The following is a 25,615-nucleotide window of genomic DNA, read 5'->3' as shown; positions in this document are numbered from 1 at the left end:
GCGGAAGACTTCCTTCCGCGTTTCGTGCGACCCTCGGGAAATGTTGCAGACCTCCGCCCGGCTGCTGCGGCTGCTCTCCCTGCTCGAGACGCACCGCGACTGGACCGGCACCGACCTGGCCACCCGGCTGGGCGTCACCGCGCGCACCGTCCGCAGCGACATCGGGAAGCTGCGCGAGCTCGGCTACCCGGTCGAGGCGTCGCCCGGCGTCCGGGGCGGCTACCGGCTCGGCGCGGGCGCGCAGCTCCCGCCGCTGCTGCTGGACGACGACGAAGCCGTGGCGGTCGCGGTCGGGCTGCGGACCGCCACGGGCGTCGCCGGGATCGGCGAGACGTCGGTGCGCGCGCTCGCCAAGCTGGAGCAGGTGCTGCCGTCGCGGCTGCGGCACCGGGTGCACGCGCTGCAGGCCGCGACCGTCGCGGTGCCCGGCACCGGCCCGGCCGTCGACGCCGACGTGCTCACGGCCATCGCGGCGGCGATCCGGGCGAGCGAGCGGCTGCGGTTCGACTACACCAGCCACGAGCGGACGGCGAGCCGCCGTGAAGTCGAGCCGCACCGGCTGGTCGGCTGGAACCGGCGCTGGTACCTCGTCGCGTGGGATCCCGCCCGCGACGACTGGCGCACGTTCCGCGTCGACCGGATGACGCCGAAGGTGCCGAACGGGCCGCGGTTCACCCCGCGCGAACCGCCCGAGGGCGACGTCGCGCAGTTCGTCCAGCGCACTGCGGGCGCGGCGACGTGGCGGTTCCACGCGAGGGTGCGGCTGCAGGCCCCGGCGGAGCACGTGCGGTCCCGGCTCCCGCTCGCGGTCGGGGTGACGCCCGACGGGCCGGACCGCTGCGTCGCGGAGGTCGGCTCCGACAACGCGCAGATGCTCGCGCTGTACCTGGGGATGCTCGAAGTGGACTTCGAGGTGCTCGACGCGCCGGAGCTGGCCGCCGAGCTGGCGAAGACGGGCGAGCGGTTCCTGCGGGCTAGCGCAGGGAGTTCGCGATCTCCTCGATGAGGACCATCTGCTCCCGCACGCCGACCTCCATGCCGGACCCGAGGATCACGTCCCGCAGCTCCTTGCTGCCGGTCACGGTCAGCAGCTCGAGGCGCGTGCGGTCCCCGAGGGCGGTGAAGGTGGCGGTGGTGAGCGGTCCGTCCACGGAGTCGAGGTCCACGCCCGGCATCTCGAAGACCTCGGTGTAGACGACCTTCTCCTCCGGCACGACTTCCCGGTACTCGCCGTGGAAGCCGACCTCGGCACCGTCGTTCGTCTCCAGCACGAAGCGCCAGCGGCCGCCGGGCCGCAGGTCCATCTCGACCTTCGTCGTCGTCCCGCGGTGTCCGGCCCACCAGCGCTTCACCAGCTCCGGGGTGGTCCACGCGCGGTAGACGAGGTGCCGGGGCGCGTCGAACTCGCGCGTGATGAGGATCCGGTCGTCCGCCGGGGTCGTGATCTCCATGTCACCGCTCCTGTTCCTTGAGTTCGCCGAGGACGTCGTCCAGCAGCTCGAACCGCTCCGACCACGTCCGTTCGTAGCGCTTCACCCAGTCGTGGATGGGCTTGAGCGCCTCGCCGTTGAGCCGGTAGAGCCGCTGCCGGCCGTCGCCGCGCACGTCCACCGCCCCCACCTCCCGCAGGACCCGCAGGTGCTTGGACACCTGCGGCTGGGCCAGGCCGAGCGCGCCGACGAGATCGCCGACCGACCGCTCGCCCGCCATGAGGACGTCGAGGATCTGCCGCCGCCGGGGTTCGGCGACCGCGTTGAACGTGTCGGCCGTCGTCGCTGCTCGTGCCACGCCGCCATCATATGCCCATATGGGTATGCGTCAATACCCACATCCTGGGCACGCTGGGCCCCCGCCCCCGCGTCTGCCACGATCGGGCCATGACGTCGCGGGCCGGCGGTCCACAGAGGACGGTGAGGCGGAGCGCCAGCGCGAGTGCCGTGCTGCGGGCCGTCCTCGACGAGGGGCCGATCGCGCGCAGCACCGTCGCGCGCCGGACCGGGCTGTCCGCGGCCGCCGTCACCGGGCACACCGCGGAGCTCATCGAGCGCGGGCTGCTGCACGAGCTGCCGGAGGCCGAACCGCGTCGTGGCGTCGGACGGCCGCACGTGCCGGTCGACCTCGACACCGGGCGGCACGTCGCCGGCGCGCTGCACCTGGCCGTGCACCACGCGACCGTCGCGCTGCTCGACCTGCGCGGGAAAGTCCTGGCGCAGCACGAAGAACCGCACGACGGGCTCGCCGCCGAAGACCTGCTCGCCCGCGCCGCCGAGATCCTCGACGACCTCCTGCTCGGGCACGCCCCCGACCGCGAGCCGCTCGGCCTGGGCGTCGCCACCGGCGGCTGGGTCGACCGCGAGTCCGGCACGGTGGTGGAACACCCGCTGCTGGGCTGGCGGAACGTCCCGGTGCGCGAGCTGCTGGCCGGCAGCACCGGGCTGGCCGTCGAAGTGGACGGTCACGCGCGGGCGCTGGCCCACGCCGAACGGCTCTTCGGGCACCCGCGCGCTCGCGAGAGCGTCGTGCAGCTGTTCGCCGGCAACGTCGTCGACGCCGCGTTCGCCACCGGCGGCACCGTGCACCACGGGCCGCGCTCGGCCGCGGGAGCCGTGGCGCACCTGCCCGTGGACGACAGCGCCGAAGCGTGCCGCTGCGGGCGCACCGGCTGTCTCGAGGCCACCGTTTCCGAAGCGACGCTCGCGCGGAAAGCGGTGGAAAACGGAATGCTCGCGCGCCCCGATTTCCCGGAACTGCTGGCGCTCGCCACGGCGGGCGATTCCGCCGCGGTGCGGTTGTTCCACGACCGCGCCCGGCTCCTCGGGCAGGCCGCGGCATTGCTGCTCGACGTGCTGAACCCCGCGGTGCTCGTGGTGGTCGACCGGAGTGTAGCCCAGGTCCCCGGCTGCCTTCCCGCCATCCGGGACGAGGTCCGCGAGCGGTCCCGCTGCCTCGACGCGGCGGAAACCGTTGTGCCGACGAGCTTCCCGGGCACCGAGCTGGCGACGGCGGGCGGCGCGGTGCTCCTCGACGTCCTCTACGACGACCCGCTCGGTCCGCTTCTCACCGGGTTGTCGCGCGCTTCGTGAATCGGCGGAGTTATTTCACGAACTCGCAAAATTGACCGTCCGCTCGGCGTCCCCGAACAATCGGAGCATCCCCGCCGACTCCCGGAACGGACGAAACCGTGAAGAAAACCCTGCCTCTCCTCGCCGCCGCCGCGGTGCTGCTGGCCGGCTGCGCGTCGGCGACGGCCACCGGCGCCCCCGGGCAGCCGGAACTGCTCGAGCTGCGCTACCAGGGCAGCGCGAACGCCGTGACCCTGCCCGAAATCGCCGAGGACCTGGGCTACTTCGGCCCGGTCAAGCTGAAGTGGGTCGGCAACACGATCAGCGGCCCGCAGGACATCCAGTCCGCCGCCACCGACCAGACCGACTTCGGCGGCGCCTTCACCGGCGCGGTCGTCAAGCTCGTCGAGGCCGGCGCGCCGGTCAAGGCCGTCGTCAACTACTACGGCTCCGACGACAAGGCGTTCATCGGCTACTACACCAAAGAGGACAGTCCGATCCGGACCGCCCGCGACCTGATCGGCAAGAAGGTCGGCATCAACACGGCCGGGGCCAACCTGGAGGCCGCGCTCGACACCTGGCTGAAGGGCCAGGGCCTGTCCGACGACGAGATCAAGCAGGTGCAGCTCGTCGTCATCCCGCCGGTGAACGCCGAGCAGGCGCTGCGCAACGGCCAGCTCGACGTCGTCGCGCTGCAGGGCATCCTGCAGGACCACGCCGTCGCGACCGGGGGCGTCCGCCGGCTCTTCAGCGACGTCGGCGCGTTCGGCCCCTACAACGGCGGCCCGTACGTGCTGCGCACCGACTTCATCAAGAAGTACCCGGAGACCACGAAGATCTTCGTTTCCGGGGTGGCGAAGGCGATCGAGTGGGAGCGCACCACCCCGCGGGACCAGGTGATCGCCCGCTTCACGAAGATCATCCAAAGCCGCGGCCGCAACGAGAACACCGACACCCTGAAGTACTGGAAGAGCGTCGGCATCACCCACGGCGGCCTGATCTCGGACAAGGACTACACGCTCTGGGAGCCCTGGCTGAAGCAGCAGGGCTACATCAAGGGCGAGCAGATCGACACCTCGAAGCTCTACACCAACGAGTTCAACCCCTACCGCGACGGCGCCCCGGCGGTGACCCCGTGATCAGCATCCGGTCGGTCACCAAGACGTTCGGCGCCCTCACCGTGCTGGACGACGTTTCCCTCGACGTCGCCGACGGCACGTTCCTCTCCCTGGTCGGGCCGAGCGGCTCGGGCAAGTCGACCCTGCTCGACCTGCTCGGCGGGCTCACCGCGCCGACGTCCGGCGAGGTCCTCATCGACGGCGAGCCGGTGCGCGGCCCGGGCCTCGACCGCGGGATCGTCTTCCAGCAGTACGCGCTGTTCCCGTGGCGCACCGCCCGCGCCAACGTCGAGTTCGGGCTGGAGGGCGGGCCGCTCGGCAAGCGGCGGCGGGCCGAGCGGGCCCGCGAATACCTCGACCTGGTCGGGCTTTCCGGCTTCGAGGACCGCTACCCGCACGAGCTGTCCGGCGGCATGAAGCAGCGGGTCGCGATCGCCCGCAGCCTCGCCTACGACCCGGCCGTGCTGCTGATGGACGAGCCGTTCGCCGCCCTCGACGCGCAGACCCGCGAACAGCTGCAGGACGAGCTGCTGCGGATCTGGGCCCGCACGGGCAAGACGATCGTGTTCATCACCCACGGCATCGACGAGGCCGTCTACCTCGGGCAGCAGGTCGCCGTGCTGACGTCGCGGCCTGGACGGCTCAAGGCGGTCGTCGACGTCGAACTCGGCGACCGCGGCGGGGACGTCCGCTCCGACCCGGCGTTCGGCCGGCAGCGGCACCGGCTGTGGGAGCTGCTGCACGACGAGGTCCGCAAGGCGGCCGAACACGAACGGAGCGCGGTCGGATGACCACCACCCTCGCGAAGCCGCCGGTCCCCATCGGCCCCGCGCTCTCGCCGCCGAAGCCGCGGTGGTTGCGCACGAAGCTCACCCGCGCGGTCCACGCGTCCGCGGCGGTCGTCCTGTTCGTGCTGCTGTGGGAGTTCGTCCCGCGGTTCGTCCTCGACGAGAGCACCCGGACGTTCCTGCCGCCGCTGTCGGAAGACCTGCGGGCGCTGTGGGAGCTCACCCTCGACGGCCAGCTCGCCGACCACCTCCTCGCCAGCGTCGGGCGCTCCGCCGCCGGGTTCGCGATCGCCGTCGCGGTGGCCGTGCCGCTCGGGCTGCTGATCGGCTGGTACCGGCCGGTGGCGCGGTTCCTGCAGCCGCTGCTGGAGCTCGCCCGCAACACCGCCGCGCTCGCGCTGCTGCCGGTGTTCACCCTGCTGCTGGGCATCGGCGAGCTGTCGAAGGTCACGCTCGTGGTGTACGCCTGCGTCTGGCCGGTGCTGCTCAACACGATCGCCGGCGTCAACACCGTCGACCCGCTGCTCGTGAAGGCGGCCCGCTCGCTGGGGCTGTCCAGCCCGCGGCTGTTCCGGAAGGTGATCCTGCCCTCGGCCGTGCCGACGGTGTTCACCGGCATCCGGATGGCGGCGTCCTACTCGATCCTGGTGCTGGTGGCCGCGGAGATGGTCGGCGCGAAGGCCGGGCTCGGCTACCTCATCAACACCAGCCAGGTGAACTTCCAGATCCAGCAGATGTACGCCGGGATCATCGCGGTCTCGGTGCTCGGCGTGCTCGTCAACTCCGGCTTCGTCGTCCTCGAACGGCGGTTCTCGACCTGGCGTCCCAAGGAGAAACCATGATGCACCTCAACGCGTTCGTGATGCCGAACGGTCACCACGAAGCCGCCTGGCGGCACCCGTCGACCGACCCGCACCGGGCCCGGACACTGCAGCACTACGTCGACATCGCCCGCACGGCCGAGCGCGGCAAGCTCGACTCGCTCTTCCTCGCCGACGGCGTGGCGTTGTGGGGCAACGTGAAGCACAACTCCCACAGCCACTTCGAACCGCTGACGCTGCTTTCCGCGCTCGCGGCGTCCACGGTCCACATCGGACTCATCGCGACGGCGTCGACGACGTACAACGAGCCCTACCACCTGGCGCGCAAGTTCGCCTCGCTCGACCACCTCTCCGGCGGCCGCGCGGGCTGGAACATCGTGACGTCGGCGGGCATCGACGAGGCCCGCAACTTCAACCTGGCCAAGCGGCCGTCGCACGACGCGCGCTACGACCGGGCCGAGGAGTTCGTCGAGGTCGTCAAGCAGCTGTGGGACAGCTGGGACGACGACGCCGCGCTCGTCGACCGCGCCTCCGGCGTCTACGCCGACACCGACCGGATCCGGCCGATCGCCCACGACGGCGAGCACTTCCAGGTGCGCGGCCCGCTGAACATCGAGCGGCCACCGCAGGGCCACCCGCTGCTGGTGCAGGCGGGGTCGTCGGAGACCGGCAAGGAGTACGCCGCCCGGCACGCCGAGGCCGTGTTCACCGCGCAGCAGACGTTCGCCGAGGGCAAGGCGTTCTACGACGACGTCAAGGGCCGCCTGGCCAAGTACGGCCGCACGCCGGACGAGATCAAGATCCTCCCCGGCATCTCGCCGATCCTCGGCCGCACCGAAGCCGAGGCACGCGAGCGCGAGGCCGAGCTGAACGCGCTGATCACGCCGGACTACGGGCTGCGGCAGCTGTCGAAGATGCTCGACCACGACGTCACCGGCTACCCGCTCGACGGCCCGCTGCCCGACGTCGGCAGTTTCACCGAAGGCGGCCAGAGCCGGTTCGAACTGGTCGTCGGCCTGGCCCGGCGCGAGGACCTGACGATCCGGCAGCTCCTCGAGCGGCTGGCGGGCGGGCGCGGGCACCGCGTCTTCGCCGGGACGCCGGTCCAGGTCGCCGACGAGCTGGAGGCCTGGTTCACCGGGGGCGCGGCCGACGGCTTCAACGTCATGCCGCCCACCCTGCCCGGCGGGCTCGACGACTTCGTCGACCTCGTCGTCCCCGAGCTGCGGCGGCGCGGCCTGTTCCGCACCGAGTACGCCGGCACCACCCTGCGCGAGCACTACGGCCTCGCGCGTCCCGTCAACCGCAACCGAGTGAAGGAGCCCGCATGACCGCGATCAGCACCGACGTCCGCAAGATCACCGGGAACATCGGCGCCGAGATCGTCGGCCTCGACCCCGCCGGGGAGCTCGACGCGTCCCAGGTGGCGTTCCTCGCCGACGCCCTGCACGAGCACAAGGCGCTGGTGTTCCGGAACACCGAGCTCGACGACGAAGGCCAGCAGCGGTTCGCCGCGCGCTTCGGCGAGCTGACCAAGGCCCACCCGACGGTGCCCGCCGTCGACGGCGCGCCGACGATCCTGCCCGTCGACAGCGAGCTGGGCCGGGCCAACCACTGGCACACCGACGTCACGTTCGTGCTCAACCCGCCGAAGGCCAGCACGCTGCGCAGCCTGGTGGTGCCGCCCTACGGCGGGGAGACGCTGATCGCGAACGCGGCAGCGGCCTACCGCGATCTGCCGGGGCCGCTGCGGGCGTTCGCCGACACGCTGCGGGCGGTGCACACCAACGACTACGACTACGTCCAGCCGCCGGAGACGGTGGACGAGAAGGAGCAGGCGCGACGGGCCCAGTTCGTTTCGCGCAAGTACCGGACCGTCCACCCGGTGGTGCGGGTGCACCCGGTGACCGGCGAGCGCGGCCTGTTCATCGGCGGCTTCGCCCAGCGGATCGAAGGCCTGTCGGTGAACGAGTCGCGGGACCTGCTGCGGCTGCTGCAGTCCTACGTGACGCGGCCGGAGAACGTCGTGCGCGTGGTGTGGGAGCCGAACCAGCTGGTGCTGTTCGACAACCGGATCACCCAGCACTACGCGATCGACAACTACGACGGCCTGCCGCGGCGCCTCAACCGCGTCACGGTGGCCGGCGACGTCCCGGTGGGCATCGACGGCCGGGCCAGCGAGTCCCTCGAAGGCGACGCCTCGCACTACACCCCGGTGGCGTGACCGGGTGCGGAACGGGTGCGCTCAGCGCCCGTTCCGCTCCGCGTCGCGGAAGCAGTCCCAGGCGCGGCTGACCAGCGCCGGGTGGGTGCGCAGGTCGATCGCGGTGCGGGCCAGCGCCGCCGCCGAAGCCAGCATCGCCGCCCGCCCGCGCGGGCTCGCCGCCGCCTCGGCGAACTCCGGGGTGTGGTCCGAGTACTCCTCCGCCGCGATCGCCACGAACGGGTGGATCGCCGGGACGCGGACGCTGACGTCGCCGATGTCCGACGAACCCGGGAACACCCCGGGCTCGGGCGGGGTCGCGTGGATACCGCACGCCGCCAGGTGTTCGGTGAAGCGCTCGGACAGCACCGGGTTGTCCCGGAAGTGCGCGTGGCCGCGGCCGAGGCGTTCGACGTCGGCCTTCGCGCCCGTCGCCAGCGCCGTGCCCTGCGCGGCCGTCGTCACGTCCTCGACCAGGCGGTCCAGCGCGCCGGTCGTGAGCGCGCGCAGCCCGAACCGGCCTTCGGCCCGGTGCGGGACGATGTTCGTCGCCTCGCCGCCCTCGGTGATGATGCCCTGGACGTGCGAGCCGAGCGGCAGCCGCTGGCGCAGGGCCGAGAGCGCGCCGAACAGCTGGATCAGCGCGGCGAGCGCGTCGATGCCGGCCTCCGGATCGCCCGTCGGGTGGGCCGCGCGACCGTGGAAGGTCACCTTGACCTCCACGTGCGCGGTCAGCGGCGCCCAGGACCAGGAGTGGACACCGGGGTGGACCACCAGGGCCGCGTCGACGTCGTCGAACACGCCGGCCTCGGCCAGCGCCACCTTGCCGCCGCCGCGCTCCTCGGCCGGGGTGCCCAGGGCGAGCAGCGATCCCGGGCTGTCCCCCAGGACGTCCTTCGCGGCGAGAGCGGCGCCGAGCCCGGCCGCGGCGATGAGGTTGTGGCCGCACGCGTGCCCCAGGCCGGGCAGGGCGTCGTACTCGAGCAGCAGTGCGACGCTCGGCCGTCCGCTGCCCGCCCGGGCGGCGAACGCGGTGGGCAACCCGGCGATCCCGGTCTCCACCTCGAAACCGTCCGCCGCCAGCTCGCTCGTCAGGCGTTCGGCGGCCGCGTGTTCCGCATAGGACAGCTCCGGCCGCTCGTGCAGCGCGGTGGCGACGGCCCACAGCCGGTCGTCCAGGTGCCGGATCCGTTCGTCGGCGCGCTCGTGCAGCTCTTCGTGCCACTCCATGCGTACCGGCATACCCTGTCCGGCCACCGTCACGCCACCGAGGGCGGGTTTGCGCGCCGAGCGGTCCGGGTATTTCCGGGGCTCCCGAACCCCCAGGAGTGCCCCGGTGAACCCAGACGTGCTGACCTTCGGCGTCGAAGAGGAGTTCTTCGTCGTCGACCGGCGTGGTCACCTGTCGCAGGCAGGCGACGACGTCGTCGACGCCGCGGAAGCGGCCGTCGACGTGCAGGGCGAGCTGCAGCACGAGCTGAACCTGTCACAGGCCGAGACCGCCACCGGCGTCTGCCGCACGCACGGGGAAGCGGTGCGCCAGCTGAGCGGGCTGCGCGAGAACCTCGCCCGCGCCGCCCGCGCCCGCGGCTACCGGCTGCTGCCCGCCGGTGCGGCCCCGCTGTCCGAAGTGGACCCGCCGCGCATCACGCCGAACCCGCGCTACGAGCGGATGGCCGAGCACTTCGGGGCCACCGCGTGGACTTCGCTCACCTGCGGCTGCCACGTGCACGTCGCGATCCCCGACCGGGAGAGCGGGATCCGGGTGCTGGGCCACGTCCGCCCGTGGCTGCCCGTCCTGCTCGCCGTCACCGCGAACTCCGCGATCTGCGACGGCTACGACACCGGCTACGCCAGCTGGCGGTACCACCAGTGGAGCCGGTGGCCCTCGGCCGGGCCGCCGCCGCGGTTCGCCTCCCTCGACGAGTACGAGAGCGTCGTGGACGGCTGGCTGCGCGCGGGGGCGATCCTGGACCGCGGGATGATCTACTGGGACGTCCGGCTGTCGGAGAAGCAGCCCACTATCGAGTTCCGCTGCTCCGACGTCGCCGCGACGCCGTCGGAAGCGGTGTTGCTCGGTGTGCTGGCGCGCGGCCTCGTCGCGACCGCGCTGGCCGACGACGCGCCCGCGCCGGAGCTGTCGAACGAAGTGCTGCGCGGCCGCCTGTGGCGGGCGTCGCGCGAGGGCGTCACGGGCTCCTGCCCGCATCCGCGAACGGGTGACCCGCAGCCGGCCAAGGCGGTGCTCGACGACCTGGTCGCGCTCACCGCGCCCGCGCTGGAAGCCGCGGGAGACCTGGACTTCGCTCGCGAGGGGATCGCCCGGCTGGTCGCCGAAGGCGGTGGCGCCGACCGGCAGCGACGCGCCTTCGCGGTCGAGAACCGGGCGGAAGCCGTCGTCGACCTCCTGGCCGGCGAGGGTTAGGCCGTCGTGAAGGGTTCGGCGCCCAGGCGGTCGAGCACGGCGAACGCCCGCCGCACGGCGCGTGAGGCGCCGGGATCGACGACCAGGTGGACACCCGCGTCGTCGGCCAGCAGCTGCGCCCGTTGCAGGGCGCGCAGGCCCGCCGCGCCGAGGAACGCGACCCCGCCCAGGTCCACCCGCACGGCCGCGGGCCGCGTGAGCACCTGGGCGCACACCGTGTCCTGCAGGCGTGCGGCGGTGCAGCCGTCGATTTCGCCGGCGACCTCGACGACGACCGCGTCGGAACTGCGCCAATGGACCTCGCTCCGCAGGTCGGCGGCGCGCGCGGCGAGGGCATGTGATGGGCCGGGGCCAGAACCGCTGCCCCCGGCTGGGGGTAAGCCGTCATGACCAGGGAACTACCCCGGTCGCCCCGACGGCCAAACACCGCCTGGCCAGACGCGGGTTCAGGCCGCCGTCGGGCTCTCCTCCATCATCAGGAGCGCCCCCTGGCTCTCCCCGTTGGCCCCTCGCAGCGCGCTGCACTGCAGGTGGACCACCGTCGCCCGGCCACGGCGGTTGATCGCCTCCAGCACGATCTCCGAGTGGTACGTGGCGTCCGAGAGCGCGTCACGCACCGCCGGGCGCAGCTCCGTGAGGGGCAGGCCGATGTCCAGGTTGAGCAGGTGCGTCCCTTCGGCCTCTTCGCGGCGGACGCCCCACAGGTCCTCCGCGCCGCGGTTCCAGGCCTTGACTCGCATCTCGCGGTCGACGACCACGATGCCGGCCCGGACCGACGTCAGCACCGACTCGAGGAACTCGTTGACCTCGTCGAGGTCGAGGCTGCGCTCGCGCAGCGCGTCGTTGATCGTCTGGAGCTCGTCGTTCGTCGACTGGAGCTCCTCGTTCATCGTCTCCAGCTCTTCGTTGGTGGACTGGAGCTCTTCGTTGGTCGTCTCCAGTTCCTCCACCGTCGACTGGAGCTCTTCGTTGGTGGTCTCAAGCTCTTCGTTCGTCGACTGGAGCTCTTCGTAGGCCGACTCGAGCTGGCGGTTCGTGTGCTCCAGCTCGGTCAGCAGCTGCCGCGCCCAGCTCACGTCGTGGAACACCACGGACACGCCGAGGAGCTTCTTCTCCTTGCCCACCAACGGGTTGACGTGCACCTCGTACCAGACGGTCTCCCCCGCCCGGCGCCATTCGACGTCCTTGATCCGCAGCGACCGCCGCTCCAGGCGCGCCTGCTCGACGTACGCGCGCAACGCCACCGGGCGGTACGACACGTCGAGGTCGCGCAGCGGCCGGCCGATGTCGCGTTCGGACAGTCCGAACGCGACCTCCGCCTGCGAGTTGATCAGCGCGGTGACCTCTTCCTCGGTCACGACTATCTGGGCCACCGGGCTCGCCGAGAAGGCGTGCTCGCGCAGCTCGTCGAGCCCGGAGATGTCGTGGGTGCGCCGCTGCGGGAAGCCCGGCGACACGAAGTGGTTGTAGCTGACCGGCGCGTTGACGGCCTTGCGGAACACGCGGCGCTTGAGGTCGAGCGGCTCGAAGATCCGGGCGTGGGAAAGGAGCATCTCCGCCTTGCCGAGGAAGAGCATGCCCTTGGGCGCCAGCGCGAAGTGGAACCGCTCGAGGATCTTCGTCTGCGTCTCGGCGTTGAAGTACATCAGCGTGTTGCGGCAGACCAGCAGGTCGATGCGCGAGATCGGCGCGTCCTGCACGAGGTCGTTGCGGCCGAAGATCACCGAGCGGCGCAGGTCCTTCCGGAAGCAGTACCGGCTTCCCTGCAGCTCGAAGTACTGCTCCAGCTGTCCTTCGCTGAGCCCCTCGACCTCGGCCGGGGTGTAGGCCGCGTGCCGGGCCTGGACCAGGGCCTCGTCGTCGACGTCGGTGGCGTAGATCTTGACCCGCTGGCGGAACGCGTCGATGCCGATGGTGTCGGCGAAGAGCATCGCGAGGCTGTAGGCCTCCTGGCCGCCCGCGCAGCCGGCGCTCCACACCCGGATCGGCTCCTCGGGGCTGCGCTCGGCCAGCAGGGCGGGCAGCACGTGCTCACGCAGGTACTCCCAGGCCTCGGGGTCGCGGAAGAACCCGGTGACGTTGATCAGGATCGTGTTGAACAGCGACACGAACTCCTCGGAGTTCACCTGCAGCTGGTCGATGTACTCCGTGTAGCTGTCGATGCCGATCTGGCTCATCCGCCGGCGAACGCGCCGCATCAGGCTGCTGCGCTTGTAGCCGGTGAAGTCGAAGCCCCGCGACTCCTTCAGGTAGGCCAGCACCGACTCGAATTCGCCGTTGGGTTCCTTGGGCTCGGTCACGGTCGGACACGCTACCTGCCGTCGCGCCCGCCGGTTCCGACGGCACGCCTGGTGAGCACGGCCCAGACGATCTTGCCGTCCGACCACGAGCGGCTGCAGCCCCAGACCTTGGCGACCTGGGCGACCATGCGGAGGCCGAGGCCCGGTTCGAGGGCGCCGAGCCGCTCGCGCAGGACGGCCGGGCGCGGGTCGTCGTCGGTCACCGCGACGCTCAGGAGGCCACGCCGCAGTTCGAGGCGCAACCGCGGCACCGAGTCGGTGTGCCGGATCGCGTTCTCGACGAGCTCCGTGGCGACGAGCAGCGCGTCGTCGGCGAACTCCGGGACCCGCCACTCGGCGCACACCCGCCGCACGAAGTCCCGGGCGAGGGCCGACGAGTTCGCCGACCGCGCCAGCAGCTGCGCGGCCCGGCGGCGCGGAGGCCGGGCGAGCCGGCTTTCGGCGGTCTCACGGTCGTCGTGCACCGGGACGAACTTGTCGACGGTCCGCGCCGCGAACATCGCCCGGTGGTCGGACTGGCCCGTGACCACGGTGAAGGGGACGCCCGGCCAGTCCCCGATCCGCATGGCGACCAGGGAGAACAAGCTGACCAGCGCCGGGTCGCGGATGGCCAGCCCGTCGATGTCCGCGATGAGCCCGTCCGGCGCCTCCGCGGCGATCTTCAGCAGGCCGTCGCGCAGCTCGGGGTAGGACTCCAGGTCGAGGACGCCGGTGACCACGGCGGTCGTCGCCGCGGCCCGGTACTGGGGCTCCAGGTGGACCTGGCCGGCCGCGGTGCTCACGGCGCAGTCTCCGCCACCGGTCGGTCCGGCGGCAGGGAGAGCAGGAACTTGCGCAGCGTCTCCGCGGCCGCGGCGCACTCCTCGGCCGACCGCGCGTACCGGTCCTCGAGCAGCCCGCGGTTGCGGCGCTTCGACTCCGCTCGCAGGCGCTTGGCCAGCGCGGCCTTCTCGTCGAGCGAGCGCAGCGCGGTCCACAGGGCCCGCTGGAACTCGATGTCGTGGGCCCCCAGCAGGGCCTCCGCCGACCACGCGTGCCCGATCCGGCAGCGGAACTGGTCGGCCGCGTCGACCTCCATCAGCGCCCCGTGGCAGTCCGGGCAGGTGAAGCCGGAGGCCGGGAGCCCGGCGCCGGGGACGACGGCCCCGAGCCGCACGTCGTCCCGCGCGATCCGGTCTTCCAGCAGCAGCGCGGCGGACGGCGGCGGCACGTCCCCCACCTCCACCGGCGTCCGGGCGAGCTTGTCCAGGGCCGGGCCGATCTCGTGCGCCGGCAGGACGTACTCCGCGTCGACCGCGGCCAGCGCCTTCTGCGGCATGCCCGCGTACAGCGCGTCGGCCGGGTCCTGCACCACGGCCTGACCGCACCGGTCGACGATCGAGCGCAGTCCCTGCGACCCGTCGTCGAGGGTGCCCGACAGGATCACGCCGATCGCCTTCGGCCCGGCCGTCACGGCGGCGGAGCGGAAGGTGGCGTTGATCGCCGGCCGGTGCCCGTTTTCGGTGGGGCCGTGGGTGAGCACGACCGCGCCGTCGTCGGTCAGGAGGTGGTGGTCCGGCGGCCCGACGTGGATGACGCCCGGCCGCAGCCGCGCGCCGTGGGTGGCGGGCCGGGCGGGCAGCGGGCCGGCGCGGTCGAGGATCAGGGGGAGCGCGCTGCGCGCGCCCGGGGAGAGGTGCATGACGACGAGGACGGCCGCGGGGAAGTCCGCCGGGAGTGACCGGGCCAGCGCTCGGAGGGCCTCGACCCCGCCTGCCGACGCGCCGACGACCACGACGTCCCGCCGGAATGCGGGCACGGTCACCACCTCCGCCTACCAAGGTAGTCCTCAAGTCCGCACCTCGGGTAGCCCACCCGTGGCGGGCTGAAACCCGATGGTTACCCGGAAGCGAACCCGAACGGCAGGGCTTCGACGCGGGCGCGGTACTTCTGCACCATTTCCTGCTCGGCGTGGGCAGCGACCAACTGCACGGCTCGAAACCGTCGCTGTCCGCTTCCCGGCAATCTGGTAATTCCCCTTCCGCGGCCGGCGGCCCGGATCCTGGCCCCAGCCGAGGCGCACCACGATCTCGTGGCCGGCGCCCCCACGAATTCGACCAGCTCGGCGTGCGACGGCGAATGTCCCGTTGTCGTACCCGGTCCGGGGCCGGTGTGGTCCACTGTGGACCCGCCACCGTGAATCCCGAGCTGTGTGGGATTGAACGTCACCCGGGCGGGGAAACCCGGGAACACAGGCGGCCGGATCGCGGCGAGGAGGCACGGTGAGTGAGCGTCGATCCACCCGGACGTGTACTGGCCCGCCGACGCGGTCGTCCGGGAACCTGAATGCGATGAATCCCGAAGCCTCCCCCGTCCGCTGGCGCGCGTCGATCGGCCTCGCCGTCGGCGGCGACGGCCCGGTGTCGAGCATCGTCGAGTCCGACCACGTCAGCGAGGGCTCCGCCCGCGAGTGGGTCGAACGGAAGCTGCCGCGCACCCGCTTCCCGGCGTGGATCCCGGCGGCGCGGCAGGCCGCGGGGGTCGAACTGTTCGGCGAAGTGGCCTGCGGCCGCGTCCTGACGGACCGGCTGCTGCCGACCTGGGAGTCCGAGGGCACGACGGTGTGGCACGCGGACCGCGCCGGCGACCGGGTGCACTGGCGCCGCTGCGCGGCCGGGCCCGACGAACGCTAGGCCGTCAGCCGACGTCCGTGCGCAGCAGGCAGAACTCGTTGCCCTCCGGGTCCTGCAGCACTTCCCACGACTCGGTGCCGTCCTGGCCGACGTCCGCCGGCCGCGCACCGAGGGCCAGCAGGCGAGCCAGCTCCGTTTCCTGGTCGGTTCCCGCCGGGCTCACGTCCAGGTGCAGGGGCAGCTTGCCGCGGCGCGGGTCGCCGCTACGGGCCAGGATCAGCGTCGGCGGCCCTTCGCCGAAGGGCGTGCCGGGCGGGCCCAGCGCGAGGCCGTCCGGTTCGGGGCCGATGACCTCGTAGCCGAGCACGGCGCACCAGAACTCCGCGAGCCGCTGCGGGTCCCGGCACTCCAGCACGAGCTCGGTGATCCGGCAGGCCATCCCTCAGCTCCGTTCGGGGTCCGGCGACGTTCGAGATCGGCCACGATACAAGGAATGCGCGGCCCGTGACCGGGTATCCGGCCTTCGAGCCGAACCACAGGAGGAAACCGTGACCGAGGTCAGCCGCGTCATCGACGTACCGCCCGGCGCCCTGTACGACGTGCTGGCCGACGGCTGGCTCTACGCCGGCTGGGTGGTCGGCAGCTCGCACATCCGCGACGTCGACGACGACTGGCCCGCGGTGGGCGCGCGGATCCACCACAGCGTGGGCCCGTGGCCGCTGCACATCCAGGACGAGACGGTGGTGACGGCGGCCGAGCCCGGCGTCTCCCTCTCACTGGAGGCCCACGGCTGGCCCCTGGGCGCTGCGGCGGTGGGGCTGACGCTGGTCCCGCACGGCGAGGGCCGGACGCTGGTCCGGATGACCGAGCACGTCGTCAGCGGCCCGGCCAAAGTCCTGCCGGCGGCCCTGCAGGCCCTGGTGATCAAGCCCCGCAACACGGAGTCCCTGGCCCGCCTGGCCGACCTGGCGACGGGCAAGTACGCCCGCACCCGCCACGGCCACCCCTGACCGGCGCGGGACCGGCTCAGCCGTAGATCGCGCGGTGGGCCGCACGGATGACCGCCGCGTAGCCGCCGCCCAGCGCGCCCGCCCGGGCCAGGGCCGCGCGGGCCGCGTTGGCCCCCGGGCCGCCGTGGACCGCGCCGCCCGGGTGGGCCGAGGCGCCGGCCAGGAACAGCCGGTCGACCGGGGTGTCCGACCGGCCCGTGCCCGGCACCGGGCGGAAGAACAGCTGCTGGTGGATCGCCGTCGTGCCGCCGTTGATCGCGCCGCCGACCAGGCCCGGGTTGTGGCCCGCCAGCTCGACGGGCCCCTGGACGTACCGGGCCTTGATCAGGCCGCCGAACCCGGGCGCGTTCGCCTCGACGACCTCCTCGATCCGCTTCGCCCGCCGCTCCAGCGCCGCCCGGCTCTCCATCGTGCCGCGCGGGACGTGCGTGTACGCCCACGCCGCCTCCGTGCCCGCGGGCGAGCGGTCCGGGTCGGTCGTCGTCATCTGGCCGAACAGCAGGAACGGCTTCCGCGGCGTCCGGCCGCGGGTCAGCTCGCCGCCGAACGCCGCGAGGCCGTCCAGGTCCGTGCCGAGGTGGACGGTGCCCGCGCCGCGGGCGCCTTCGGCCGTCCACGGCACCGGCCCGGACAGCGCCCAGTCCACTTTCACCGTCGCGCTGTCCCACTCGAACCGGCCGAGGTCCTCGACCAGCCGCGAAGGCAGCCACTCCGTGCCGACCAGCTCGGTGTACAGCACCGGCGCCGGCACGTCGGCGAGCACGGCCTTGCGCGCCCGTACCGGGTCGCCCGAGCCGTCGCGCACCCCCAGCGCCCGCCCGCCGCCGACCAGCACCTCGCGCACCGGACGTCCACAGTGGACTTTCCCGCCGCGCGACTCCAGGCGCCGCACCAGCGCCGTGATCAGCTCGCCCGCGCCGCCCGCCGGCACCGGGAAACCCTTGTCCTGCCCGATCATCGCGAGCAGCCAGCCGAACACCGCGCTGCCCGCGTTGTCCACCGAAAGGTCACTGTGCGCGGCGTTCCCGGCCACCAGCAGCTTCGCGCCCTCGCCGGTGAACACCTCATCGGCGAACCGGCGCGCGGGCAGCGTCAGCATCCGGGCCAGGCGCAGCGCGTCGGGCGTCCCGGTGCGGCGCAGCAGCTTCAGGGCCGGGCGCACCGGCGGGAACGGCGTGAACAGCGCGTCCAGCAACGGATCGCGCAGCTCCTGCCACTGCTCGGCCAGCCGCCGCCACGCATCACCGTCGCCGGGTGCGAACTCGTCGACCGACGCCGCCGTCCGGTCGAGGTCACGCGAAAGCACCGCGCAGCGGTCGTCCGGCAGCACGTGCGCGAGGACGTCGGGCGCGTGCCGCCAGCGCAGGCCGTGCTCTTCCAGCCGCAGGCCCCGCAGCACCGGTGACACCGCCGTCATCGGGTAGAAGGCGCTGAACAGGTCGTTGCGGAAGCCCGGCTCGGTGACCTCGGCGGTGCGCACCGCGCCACCCGGGTGGTCGGTCGCCTCCAGCACGAGCACGGACCAGCCCGCGTCGGCCAGGAGGTTCGCCGCCACCAGTCCGTTGTGGCCGGCGCCGATCACGACCGCGTCGGCGGCTTCCGTACTCACTCGGGCCTCCTGGGGCTCAGGATCGTCAGCCTTGCGACTGGTGGCTCGGCCCGACCCGCGCGAGCGAGCGGAGCCGGGACAGCACCCCGTCGCGGCGCGGCGGGGCCAGGGGCGGGCTCGCCGCCCCCGCGCCCGCCCGGAGCCCGTTGACCAGCTCGGCGAGCGCGGACGCGGCGTCGTACCGAGGTTGCCAGCCCAGCGCGGTCTCCGCCAGCGTCGCGTCCACGAGCGCCGCCCGGTCGGCGAGCTCGAGCCAGCCGGGGTGCACCGGCAGCGCACCGGCCCACCAGGCCGCCCGGGCCGTGACCTGCACCAACGGCTTCGGCACCGGGACGCGCACGCCGCCGAGCACCTCGGCGAGCGCGTGGGCGTCGAGCACGCCCGGCGCGGCGAGGTTGACCGGCCCGCGGTGCCCGGCGTCGAGGATCAGCCGGATCGCGTCGGCGACGTCGGCGGTGTGCACGGCCTGCGCGCGCAGGTCCGTCCACAGCGGAAGCGGCAGCGCCCGGCCGCCGACGAGCCGCGCGGGAACGGCCGGGCCGAGGAGCCAGCGCGCGAACTCGCCGGCCGCGCGGCGGTGCAGGATCGCGCACGGCCGCAGCCGGGCCACCCGGACTTCGGGGTGGCGCTCCCCGAACCGGTCGAGCAGCGTCTCGAGCGCGGCCTTGCCGCGGCTGTAGGCGCTGTGCGGGATCCCGGTGCACGGCCGGGCTTCGGGCACCGGCACCCAGCGCGGCGCCGGGCCGTACGCGGCCGCGGACGACGCGACGACCAGGTGCGGCACGCCGGCGGCCGCGACCGCGGACAGGACGTGCCGGGTGCCGTGGTCGTTGGTGCGCCACATGGGCGGGTCACCGCGCTCCGGCGAGATGGCCCACGCGAGGTGGACGACGGCGTCGGCGTCTTCGAACAGCTGCGTCAGTTCCGCCTCGGCGCCCGGCACGCCGATGTCGACGGCCCGCCAGCCCGCCCGGCGGTACGGCTCGGCCGTGGTGTCGGGCAGCCGCCGCGCGAGGCCGACGACGTCGTGTTCGGGGTCGAGGGCGGCCAGCAGCGCTGTTCCGACGTTGCCGGTGGCCCCGGTGATCACGATCCGCACCCGCCACGCTTACCCCGTGCCGCGAAGCCGAAACCCGGGCCAGGTCGCGCGGGTTCGCCGGAGGTCACCGGCAGCCCGGCCCGCGGTGTCCGTTGTGGACGGACAGCGGAACCGGCGCCGGCTGCCGGATCGCTCAGACGGCGGGCTGCAGCAGGATCTTCTGGGCGCCCTCCAGCTTCTTCTGGAACATTTCGTACGCGCGGGGCGCGTCGGCCAGCGGGAGCTTGTGCGTGGCGAAGCCCTCGACGCCGAGCGGGTCGCCGTCGGCGGTGAGCACCGGCATGATGTCGTCGATCCAGCGCCGGACGTTGGCCTGCCCCATCCGCAGCTGGACCTGCTTGTCGAACAGTTCCATCATCGGGATCGGGTCGACCATGCCGCCGTACACGCCGGACAGGGAGATTGTGCCGCCGCGGCGGACGGCGTCGATGGCCGCGTACAGCACGCTCAAGCGGTCGATCCCGGCCTTCTCGGTGATCTTCGCGGCGATCGGCTGCGGGAGCAGGGTGACGAGGTCGTGCGCGAGCTTGCCGACCGGCGCGCCGTGGGCCTCCATGCCGACGGCGTCGATCACCGAGTCCGCGCCGCGGCCGCTCGTCAGCTGCCGGACGGCGTCGCCGATGTCCTTGTGGTCACGGGTGTCGAGCGCGGTGACGCCGTGCTCGCGGGCCCGCGCGAGCCGCTCGGGCACCAGGTCGACCCCGATGACGTTCGCGCCGCGGTGCCGCGCGATCCGGCAGCTCATCTGCCCGATCGGGCCGAGGCCGAACACGACGACCGTGCCGTCCCGGGGGATGTCGGCGTACTCGACGGCCTGCCACGCCGTGGGCACGACGTCGGAGAGGTAGACGAACCGCTCGTCCGGCGGCCCCTCGGGGACCTTGATCGGACCGTACTGCGCCTGCGGGACGCGCAGGTATTCGGCCTGGCCACCCGGGACCTGGCCGTACAGCTTGGTGTAGCCGAGCAGGGCCGCGCCCTTGCCCTGGTCCTTCACCTGGGTGGTCTCGCACTGCGACTGCAGGCCGCGTTCGCACATCCAGCAATGGCCGCAGGAAATGTTGAAGGGGATGACGACGCGGTCGCCGGGTTTGAGGCCGCTGACCGCGTCGCCCACCTCCTCGACGACGCCCATCGGCTCGTGCCCGAGGATGTCGCCTTCGGTCATGAACGCGCCGAGGACCTCGTACAGGTGAAGATCGGAGCCGCAGATCCCGGTGGAGGTGACGCGGATGACCGCGTCGGTGGACTCCTCGATCTTCGGATCCGGCACCTCGTCGACGCGGACGTCGCGCTTGCCGTGCCAGGTCACTGCCTTCATGGCTCTCCTTTCCGCGAACGGGACTGGCTCACCGGCTTCCCGCGGGCCGGCCCGTTTAACCGGCGATCTCCGGGAAACCCGGCCCGTTCAACCCATCGACGGAGGCCGACATGACCCTGCGCGTTCTCGCGCTCGTCTGCACGCTCAAGCCGTCGCCGGCGAAGTCCAGCAGCGACCTCATCGCACGCCAGCTCCTCGACCTGTTCGCCGAGCGGGGCGCCACCGGCGAGCTGGTGCGGGTGGTCGACTTCGACGTCCGGCCGGGCGTCGAGGCCGATCTGGGCGACGGCGACGAATGGCCCGGGATCCGGCGGAAGATCGCCGACGCGGACGTTCTGCTGGTCGCCACCCCGACGTGGGTGGGTCACCTGTCCAGCGTCGCGCAGCGGGTGCTCGAACGGCTGGACGCGGAACTGTCCGAAACGGACGCCGAGGGCCGGCCGGCGATGTTCGGCAAGGTCGCGGTGGCCGCTGTGGTCGGCAACGAGGACGGCGCCCACAAGATCGTCGCGGACCTCTTCCAGGCGCTCAACGACACCGGCTTCACGGTGCCCGCGCAGGGTGGCACGTACTGGAACGGCGAAGCCATGAAGGGCGGCGACTACCAGGACCTCGCCGAGACGCCCGAAGCCGTGGCGTCGACGAACGCGACCCTGGTGCGCAACGCCGTCCACCTCGCGGACCTGCTGCGGGCACGGCGGTACCCGGCGGCCTAGCTGCCCGGCTCCGCGCTCCCGGTGTTTAGTCCCCGGTGGAGGTGGTAGCCGATCTGTTCACCCCCAGTCCAGGGGCCCGCGTCGTGGCTGCAGGGACCGGCGCGGGTCCCGGCCACGGGCCGGACGGCGGATCCCCCAGCCCGCCGTCCGGCCCGTTCCATTCCCCCGTTTCCCGCCCGGTGCGCCGGGTATCCGGGCACGAACGGGCAAAGGAGGCACCGATGACCACCGTGATCCGCCCGGTCGTCGCCGTGATCGGGCTGTGCTACCTCGCGCTGGGCATCGCGGGCTGGCTGACACCGGAGACGGCGGCCGTCGGCCACGCGACGACCCACGTGGTGTGGCTGTTCAGCGTGAGCGTCCTCCTGAACCTCGTCCACACGCTGGTCGGCGTGCTCGGGCTCCTCGCCGCGACCCGGCGCACCGGCTCGATCATCTACTGCTGGCTGATCTTCGTCGGGTTCCTCGGCATGACCGCCTACGGCGTCCTGGCCACGGCGTTCGGCCCACCGGAGGACCCGATCAACCTGAACTGGGCCGACAACTGCCTGCACGGGCTGACCGCCGTGGCCGGGCTGGTGCTCGGGATCGCCGCCACCCGCGCGGCCACGCGAGCCGCGACGTGATCGAGGAGGTTCCGATGCACCGCGAAAGCGACAGTCATTCGCCGCGCGAAGACGACGAGCTGAAGGCCGAGCTCCGCGGCACCCTGCAGGGCAACGGCCCGTCCCGCGCCGAGGAGTGGCGCGACCCCGAGGGCCCGGCCGACGACGACCCGGATGTCCCGCCGGTGGGTGGTGGAGCGTGACGGCGTCGAGGGAACGGGTCGCCGTGCACTACCGCTTGCACGCGGAGTTCGCCGTGAAGTCCGTTCGCCTGCGCCGCGTCCTGGGTCCGCGCAGCGGGCTCGAGCTGGACGCCGGCGGGCTGCGCGTGCGGCTCGGGCCGTGGGTGGTCACGACCCCTCTGAGCAACATCGCCGGTGCCGAGGTGAGCGGGCCGTCCAGCCCGCTGCGTGGCCTCGGCGTCCGGCTGTCCCTGGCCGATCGAGGCCTGACGTTCGGCACCACGACCGACCGCGGCGTGTGCCTGCGGTTCCACGAGCCGGTCCGCGGGCTCGACCCCTGGGGGCTGGTCCGCCACCCCGGGTTGACCGTGACGGTTTCGGAGCCCGAACTGGTCGCCGAGGCGATCGACCGGGCGGTGGCGGCGTGACGAGGATCCTGGCCGTGGCCGTCGACTGCCGGCAACCGGACCTGCTCGCCGAGTTCTGGGCGAAGGCGCTCAGGACCCCGGGCAGGACCCGCACCTGGACCGACTCCCGCGGCCTGACCTACCGCCAGCTCGACTTCGCCGGCGGACCCGCGCTGCTCTTCCAGCCCGTGCCCGAAGACAAGTCCGTGAAGAACCGGCTGCACCTCGACCTCGCCCCGGCGGAGGGCGACCAGCGCGCCGAGGTGGAACGCCTGGTGATGCTGGGCGCGAAGGTCCTCGAGGACCCGCCCGACGACCCGTGGATCGTGCTCGCCGACCCGGAGGGCAACGAGTTCTGCGTGCTTCCGCCGCGGTGACTCAGGCTTGGCCTTCCGGCAGGCAGACGGTGTCGCCCGCGCAGGCCGTGAGGCGTTCGTCGAAGCCGTCGGACGCGCCGGGGTTGCGGAAGTCCGGCGGGTCGGGCCGGCCGGGGTAGCCGTTCGAGTAGAGGCCGTCCACGAACGCCACGACCTTGTCCGGCGCGGGCAGCACGTCTTCGCCGAGGTAGGCCAGGATGACCACGTCCTCGCCGCTCGCCGACTCCACCGCGGCGGCCCAGCCGTCGCGTTCGTCCCACAGGAGTGCGACTTCGTGGTCGGGGAAGCGCGTGAGCCGTCGTTCCAGCGCGATGTACGCCGTGGCCGGCGCGTCGACTTCGCAGAACCACGCGGGCGCGTCGAGCTTGCCCGCGACAGCCAGCATGTACTGCCGCAGCCCGCGCGCCGCGGCGCCGAGCCCGTCCCGTTCGATCATCTCGCGCCTGCCCATCCCGGTCGGTGCCCCGCCGGGTGATACCCCGGCACCCGACGGGTCAACCGGGGCCGTCCCCCGGATGGAGCAGCAGGTCACGGCCGGTTCGCCGGGGGTCGCCGGGCGAGCAGGTCCAGGACGTCTTCGTCACTCGTCTGACGGAAATCCCCGTACCACTGGCCGACCGCGCGGAACTCCGGCGGCTCGGTGACGCACACGACGTCGTCGGCTTCGTGCAGCAGTTCCGCCGCCGCGGCCGGGGCGCCCACGGGGGCGGCGAACACCAGGGTCCGCGGGTGGCCGGCCCGCAGGTCGCGCAGGGCCGCGGTCGCGGTGACGCCGGTGGCGAGCCCGTCGTCGACGAGGAGGACGTCGCGATCGGCGAGGACGACGTCCGGCCGGCCCGCCCGGTAGCGCTCGAGCCGGCGGCGGGCCTCCGCGCGCTCACGCTCCTCCGCCCGGCCCATCCGGCCTGCCGTCAGCTTCAGGGCGCGCAGGCTCGCTTCGTCGTAGATGGCGGCGCCGTCCGCGGTCACCGCGCCGACGCCGAACTCGCGCCGCCCGGGGGCGCCGATCTTGCGCGCGACCGCAACGTCCAGTTCGGCCCCGAGCCGCCGGGCGACGACGGCGGCCACCGGCACCCCGCCGCGGGCGAGTCCGAGCACGAGCGGGGCGACCCAGGTGCGCCGCCCCAGCTCGTCGGCGAGCCTGCGACCACCGTCTTCGCGGTCGGCGAAGACCCGTGAAACTCCCTGCCGGCCGGCCATGTCCGCTCCCTCCGCGCCGTTCGCCGCTCGGGTAAGTCTGCGCCGGATCCGGCGGAACGTCGCCCGTCGAGATCCGCCGTGAACCGCGGTTACCGCGGGAATTCCTGTCCGAAACCTGTCCCGCCAAAGGACTGGACCAATAATATTAGCTCGGAAAAATGGAGGTATCGCCCCTTCAGCGTGGAAGGCAGCTGTGCGATGAACCTCCTCGTTCCCCTGCTCACGGTCGTCCTGGCGGCCACCCCCACTCCGAGTCCGTCCCCGAGCCCTGCCGCCGCGCCACTGGCGGCGATCTGCGACAAGTACTGCGACGCAAGGGATCCCGCCCTCTCCCCCGGCGATCGCGAAGGCGCTACGGCCGGCGTCAGCGGACGACGGCTCTCCCTGCACCTCGACGACGGCGACGACATGGGCTGGGCGGCGATCACCGGCGGCGCGCCGGGTGACCACGTCTGGCTGGACCGCTCGTTCGACGCCGGGCGCACCTGGGCGTCGGGCAGCAAGCTCGGCGACACCGCGACGCCGTCGGGGCAGACCGGCTGGCGGACCCTGATGTACAACGTCGACGACTGGAACAACCGGGGCGTCGGTCTGCTGCGCGCCTGCGGTCAGCCCGCCGGTTCGGCCACGATCGCCTGCACCGGCGGGGCCCGCACGACCTGGAACGCCTGGGACCGCCGCACCGCGGCCGCCACGGCGCTGATGGAGCGGTACGACCAGGGCACCGGCCTGTTCGACACCACCGGCTGGTGGAACTCGGCGAACGCGCTGACCGCGATCGTCGACAACGCCCGGATCAGCGGCATGGGCAGCTACCGGTACGCGATCGACACGACGTACACGAAGAACCTCGCCGCCCAGGGCGGGAACTTCCGCAACGACTACCTCGACGACACCGGCTGGTGGGGCCTGGCGTGGGTCGACGCGTACGACCTGACCGGCGACAGCCGCTACCTGACCACGGCCCGCGCGGACGCCGACCACATGTACGCGTACTGGGACGGCGTCTGCGGCGGCGGGGTCTGGTGGAGCACGAGCCGCACCTACAAGAACGCGATCCCGAACTCGCTCTACATCCAGCTGAACGCCGCCCTGCACAACCGCATCGCGGGCGACACGGCGTACCTCGCCCGGGCGCGCGCGGGCTGGACCTGGTTCGCCGGCAGCGGGATGATCAACGGCTCGAACCTGGTCAACGACGGACTGAACTCCTCGACGTGCGCCAACAACGGCCAGACGACGTGGACGTACAACCAAGGCGTGCCGCTGGCGGCGCTGACCGAGCTGTACCGCGCGACGAACGACGCGAGCCTGCTGACGAAGGCCCGCGCGATGGCGAACGCGTCGACGACGAGCGGAACGCTGAACCCCGGCGGCATCCTCCGCGACCCGGGCGAGTCGGCGGGCGGCGGCGGTGCCGACGGCCCGACGTTCAAGGGCGTGTACGTGCGGGATCTGGCGGTGCTGAACGCGGCCCTCTCGGACCACCCGTACACGGGTTACCTGCAGCGCCAGGCGAACTCGGCGTATGCGAACGACCGGAACAGCGCGGAGGCGTACGGCCTGCTGTGGGCGGGCCCGTTCGACCAGGCCGACGCGGCCCGCCAGCAGACCGCGCTGGACCTGATGAACGCGGCCCCCTGACCGAGCCGTCGTGAGTGGTCAGGGCGGTTGGAGGAGGCACACCGCAGCCACAAAAACGACCCACCACACACTAGGAGGTGAACAGGGAGACGACGCGCCACAGTGAGAAGGGTGGG

29 protein-coding genes are annotated in these 25,615 nt (G+C 72.8%); 16 read left to right on the top strand and 13 right to left on the bottom strand.

The window, feature by feature from the left end:
- Positions 1 to 40: 40 nt before the first annotated feature.
- The gene (locus tag ACWEN0_RS28415; protein ID WP_451979919.1) at positions 41 to 1,006 is read left to right on the top strand and encodes a helix-turn-helix transcriptional regulator; all 966 of its coding nucleotides are present in this window, start codon (positions 41 to 43) and stop codon (positions 1,004 to 1,006) included.
- Here the strand turns inward: ACWEN0_RS28415 and ACWEN0_RS28410 are convergent.
- Together ACWEN0_RS28410 and ACWEN0_RS28405 are read right to left on the bottom strand one after the other, a co-directional pair.
- Positions 975 to 1,451, bottom strand: coding sequence for an SRPBCC family protein (locus ACWEN0_RS28410; RefSeq protein ID WP_451979916.1), 477 nt, complete (start codon positions 1,449 to 1,451; stop codon positions 975 to 977). The genes ACWEN0_RS28415 and ACWEN0_RS28410 overlap by 32 nt on opposite strands.
- A gap of 1 nt (position 1,452) precedes the next feature.
- The gene (locus ACWEN0_RS28405) at positions 1,453 to 1,788 is read right to left on the bottom strand and encodes an ArsR/SmtB family transcription factor (protein ID WP_451979913.1); all 336 of its coding nucleotides are present in this window, start codon (positions 1,786 to 1,788) and stop codon (positions 1,453 to 1,455) included.
- Positions 1,789 to 1,877: 89 nt separating this feature from the next.
- On the opposite strand from ACWEN0_RS28405, the gene ACWEN0_RS28400 reads away from it, so the two are divergent.
- The 6 genes from ACWEN0_RS28400 (at position 1,878) to ACWEN0_RS28375 (ending at position 8,013) form a co-directional block, all read left to right on the top strand.
- Positions 1,878 to 3,083, top strand: a complete 1,206-nt coding sequence (locus ACWEN0_RS28400; RefSeq protein ID WP_451979910.1) for an ROK family protein — start codon at positions 1,878 to 1,880, stop codon at positions 3,081 to 3,083.
- A gap of 98 nt (positions 3,084 to 3,181) precedes the next feature.
- Positions 3,182 to 4,201, top strand: a complete 1,020-nt coding sequence (locus ACWEN0_RS28395) for an ABC transporter substrate-binding protein (protein ID WP_451979907.1) — start codon at positions 3,182 to 3,184, stop codon at positions 4,199 to 4,201.
- A complete protein-coding gene (locus ACWEN0_RS28390) occupies positions 4,198 to 4,971 on the top strand; it encodes an ABC transporter ATP-binding protein (RefSeq protein WP_451979904.1) in 774 nt (257 codons plus the stop codon). The genes ACWEN0_RS28395 and ACWEN0_RS28390 overlap by 4 nt, the downstream gene beginning before the upstream one ends.
- Positions 4,968 to 5,810: an ABC transporter permease gene (locus ACWEN0_RS28385; protein ID WP_451979901.1), complete on the top strand. Its 843-nt coding sequence runs from the start codon at positions 4,968 to 4,970 to the stop codon at positions 5,808 to 5,810. The genes ACWEN0_RS28390 and ACWEN0_RS28385 overlap by 4 nt, the downstream gene beginning before the upstream one ends.
- Positions 5,807 to 7,120 (top strand): LLM class flavin-dependent oxidoreductase, encoded by a 1,314-nt coding sequence (locus ACWEN0_RS28380; RefSeq protein WP_451979898.1) that lies wholly within the window; start codon positions 5,807 to 5,809, stop codon positions 7,118 to 7,120. The genes ACWEN0_RS28385 and ACWEN0_RS28380 overlap by 4 nt, the downstream gene beginning before the upstream one ends.
- Positions 7,117 to 8,013 (top strand): TauD/TfdA dioxygenase family protein, encoded by an 897-nt coding sequence (locus tag ACWEN0_RS28375; RefSeq protein ID WP_451979895.1) that lies wholly within the window; start codon positions 7,117 to 7,119, stop codon positions 8,011 to 8,013. The genes ACWEN0_RS28380 and ACWEN0_RS28375 overlap by 4 nt, the downstream gene beginning before the upstream one ends.
- Positions 8,014 to 8,034: 21 nt before the next feature.
- On the opposite strand, the gene ACWEN0_RS28370 is transcribed toward ACWEN0_RS28375, so the two are convergent.
- The gene (locus ACWEN0_RS28370; RefSeq protein ID WP_451979892.1) at positions 8,035 to 9,222 is read right to left on the bottom strand and encodes an amidohydrolase; all 1,188 of its coding nucleotides are present in this window, start codon (positions 9,220 to 9,222) and stop codon (positions 8,035 to 8,037) included.
- Positions 9,223 to 9,328: 106 nt separating this feature from the next.
- Between ACWEN0_RS28370 and ACWEN0_RS28365 the strand changes: the two genes are divergently transcribed.
- Positions 9,329 to 10,417 carry a carboxylate-amine ligase gene (locus ACWEN0_RS28365; RefSeq protein WP_451979889.1) on the top strand — a complete coding sequence of 363 codons (1,089 nt, stop codon included), beginning with the start codon at positions 9,329 to 9,331 and terminating at the stop codon, positions 10,415 to 10,417.
- On the opposite strand, the gene ACWEN0_RS28360 is transcribed toward ACWEN0_RS28365, so the two are convergent.
- The 4 genes from ACWEN0_RS28360 to ACWEN0_RS28345 form a co-directional block, all read right to left on the bottom strand.
- Positions 10,414 to 10,644: an STAS domain-containing protein gene (locus ACWEN0_RS28360; protein ID WP_451980714.1), complete on the bottom strand. Its 231-nt coding sequence runs from the start codon at positions 10,642 to 10,644 to the stop codon at positions 10,414 to 10,416. The two genes, ACWEN0_RS28365 and ACWEN0_RS28360, sit on opposite strands and share 4 nt — an antisense overlap.
- 219 nt (positions 10,645 to 10,863) lie before the next feature.
- The gene (locus ACWEN0_RS28355) at positions 10,864 to 12,717 is read right to left on the bottom strand and encodes a CheR family methyltransferase (RefSeq protein WP_451979886.1); all 1,854 of its coding nucleotides are present in this window, start codon (positions 12,715 to 12,717) and stop codon (positions 10,864 to 10,866) included.
- An 11-nt stretch (positions 12,718 to 12,728) separates the two neighbouring features.
- On the bottom strand, positions 12,729 to 13,499 hold the full coding sequence (locus tag ACWEN0_RS28350) for an ATP-binding protein (protein WP_451979883.1): 771 nt from the start codon (positions 13,497 to 13,499) through the stop codon (positions 12,729 to 12,731).
- The gene (locus ACWEN0_RS28345; RefSeq protein WP_451979880.1) at positions 13,496 to 14,515 is read right to left on the bottom strand and encodes a chemotaxis protein CheB; all 1,020 of its coding nucleotides are present in this window, start codon (positions 14,513 to 14,515) and stop codon (positions 13,496 to 13,498) included. Before ACWEN0_RS28345 ends, ACWEN0_RS28350 begins: the two co-directional genes overlap by 4 nt.
- 532 nt (positions 14,516 to 15,047) lie before the next feature.
- Here ACWEN0_RS28345 and ACWEN0_RS28340 point away from each other — a divergent pair.
- Positions 15,048 to 15,389, top strand: coding sequence for a hypothetical protein (locus tag ACWEN0_RS28340; protein ID WP_451979877.1), 342 nt, complete (start codon positions 15,048 to 15,050; stop codon positions 15,387 to 15,389).
- Between the two features lie 4 nt (positions 15,390 to 15,393).
- Here ACWEN0_RS28340 and ACWEN0_RS28335 read toward each other — a convergent pair whose 3' ends face one another.
- The gene (locus ACWEN0_RS28335; protein WP_451979874.1) at positions 15,394 to 15,768 is read right to left on the bottom strand and encodes a VOC family protein; all 375 of its coding nucleotides are present in this window, start codon (positions 15,766 to 15,768) and stop codon (positions 15,394 to 15,396) included.
- Between the two features lie 109 nt (positions 15,769 to 15,877).
- On the opposite strand from ACWEN0_RS28335, the gene ACWEN0_RS28330 reads away from it, so the two are divergent.
- Positions 15,878 to 16,339, top strand: coding sequence for an SRPBCC family protein (locus tag ACWEN0_RS28330; RefSeq protein ID WP_451979871.1), 462 nt, complete (start codon positions 15,878 to 15,880; stop codon positions 16,337 to 16,339).
- A gap of 16 nt (positions 16,340 to 16,355) precedes the next feature.
- Here ACWEN0_RS28330 and ACWEN0_RS28325 read toward each other — a convergent pair whose 3' ends face one another.
- From ACWEN0_RS28325 to ACWEN0_RS28315, 3 genes are all read right to left on the bottom strand, one after another.
- Positions 16,356 to 17,948, bottom strand: a complete 1,593-nt coding sequence (locus tag ACWEN0_RS28325) for a phytoene desaturase family protein (RefSeq protein WP_451979868.1) — start codon at positions 17,946 to 17,948, stop codon at positions 16,356 to 16,358.
- A 25-nt stretch (positions 17,949 to 17,973) separates the two neighbouring features.
- Positions 17,974 to 19,047, bottom strand: a complete 1,074-nt coding sequence (locus ACWEN0_RS28320; RefSeq protein WP_451979865.1) for an NAD-dependent epimerase/dehydratase family protein — start codon at positions 19,045 to 19,047, stop codon at positions 17,974 to 17,976.
- A 133-nt stretch (positions 19,048 to 19,180) separates the two neighbouring features.
- Positions 19,181 to 20,368 (bottom strand): zinc-dependent alcohol dehydrogenase, encoded by a 1,188-nt coding sequence (locus ACWEN0_RS28315; RefSeq protein WP_451979862.1) that lies wholly within the window; start codon positions 20,366 to 20,368, stop codon positions 19,181 to 19,183.
- A gap of 110 nt (positions 20,369 to 20,478) precedes the next feature.
- Between ACWEN0_RS28315 and ACWEN0_RS28310 the strand changes: the two genes are divergently transcribed.
- The 5 genes from ACWEN0_RS28310 to ACWEN0_RS28290 all read left to right on the top strand — a co-directional run bounded on the left by ACWEN0_RS28310 (position 20,479) and on the right by ACWEN0_RS28290 (position 22,655).
- Positions 20,479 to 21,084, top strand: coding sequence for a flavodoxin family protein (locus tag ACWEN0_RS28310; protein WP_451979859.1), 606 nt, complete (start codon positions 20,479 to 20,481; stop codon positions 21,082 to 21,084).
- Between the two features lie 221 nt (positions 21,085 to 21,305).
- Complete coding sequence (locus tag ACWEN0_RS28305; protein ID WP_451979857.1) at positions 21,306 to 21,710, top strand: DUF4383 domain-containing protein; 405 nt, start codon at positions 21,306 to 21,308, stop codon at positions 21,708 to 21,710.
- A 14-nt stretch (positions 21,711 to 21,724) separates the two neighbouring features.
- Entirely contained in the window at positions 21,725 to 21,892 is a 168-nt protein-coding gene (locus tag ACWEN0_RS28300; RefSeq protein ID WP_451979854.1) for a hypothetical protein, read from the top strand.
- On the top strand, positions 21,889 to 22,299 hold the full coding sequence (locus tag ACWEN0_RS28295; protein ID WP_451979851.1) for a hypothetical protein: 411 nt from the start codon (positions 21,889 to 21,891) through the stop codon (positions 22,297 to 22,299). Before ACWEN0_RS28300 ends, ACWEN0_RS28295 begins: the two co-directional genes overlap by 4 nt.
- On the top strand, positions 22,296 to 22,655 hold the full coding sequence (locus ACWEN0_RS28290; RefSeq protein WP_451979848.1) for a VOC family protein: 360 nt from the start codon (positions 22,296 to 22,298) through the stop codon (positions 22,653 to 22,655). The genes ACWEN0_RS28295 and ACWEN0_RS28290 overlap by 4 nt, the downstream gene beginning before the upstream one ends.
- 1 nt (position 22,656) lies before the next feature.
- On the opposite strand, the gene ACWEN0_RS28285 is transcribed toward ACWEN0_RS28290, so the two are convergent.
- Complete coding sequence (locus tag ACWEN0_RS28285; RefSeq protein WP_451979845.1) at positions 22,657 to 23,091, bottom strand: DUF6292 family protein; 435 nt, start codon at positions 23,089 to 23,091, stop codon at positions 22,657 to 22,659.
- A gap of 92 nt (positions 23,092 to 23,183) precedes the next feature.
- Positions 23,184 to 23,855, bottom strand: a complete 672-nt coding sequence (locus ACWEN0_RS28280; protein ID WP_451979842.1) for a phosphoribosyltransferase — start codon at positions 23,853 to 23,855, stop codon at positions 23,184 to 23,186.
- 198 nt (positions 23,856 to 24,053) lie between these two features.
- Here ACWEN0_RS28280 and ACWEN0_RS28275 point away from each other — a divergent pair, with 198 nt between their 5' ends.
- The gene (locus ACWEN0_RS28275; RefSeq protein ID WP_451979839.1) at positions 24,054 to 25,499 is read left to right on the top strand and encodes a glycoside hydrolase family 76 protein; all 1,446 of its coding nucleotides are present in this window, start codon (positions 24,054 to 24,056) and stop codon (positions 25,497 to 25,499) included.
- The last annotated feature ends 116 nt before the right edge of the window (positions 25,500 to 25,615 follow it).

This window comes from Amycolatopsis sp. NPDC004378, from assembly GCF_053602455.1.
Note: the sequence above shows the minus strand (reverse complement) of the source record. Positions and strands in the feature narration are given on the sequence as shown.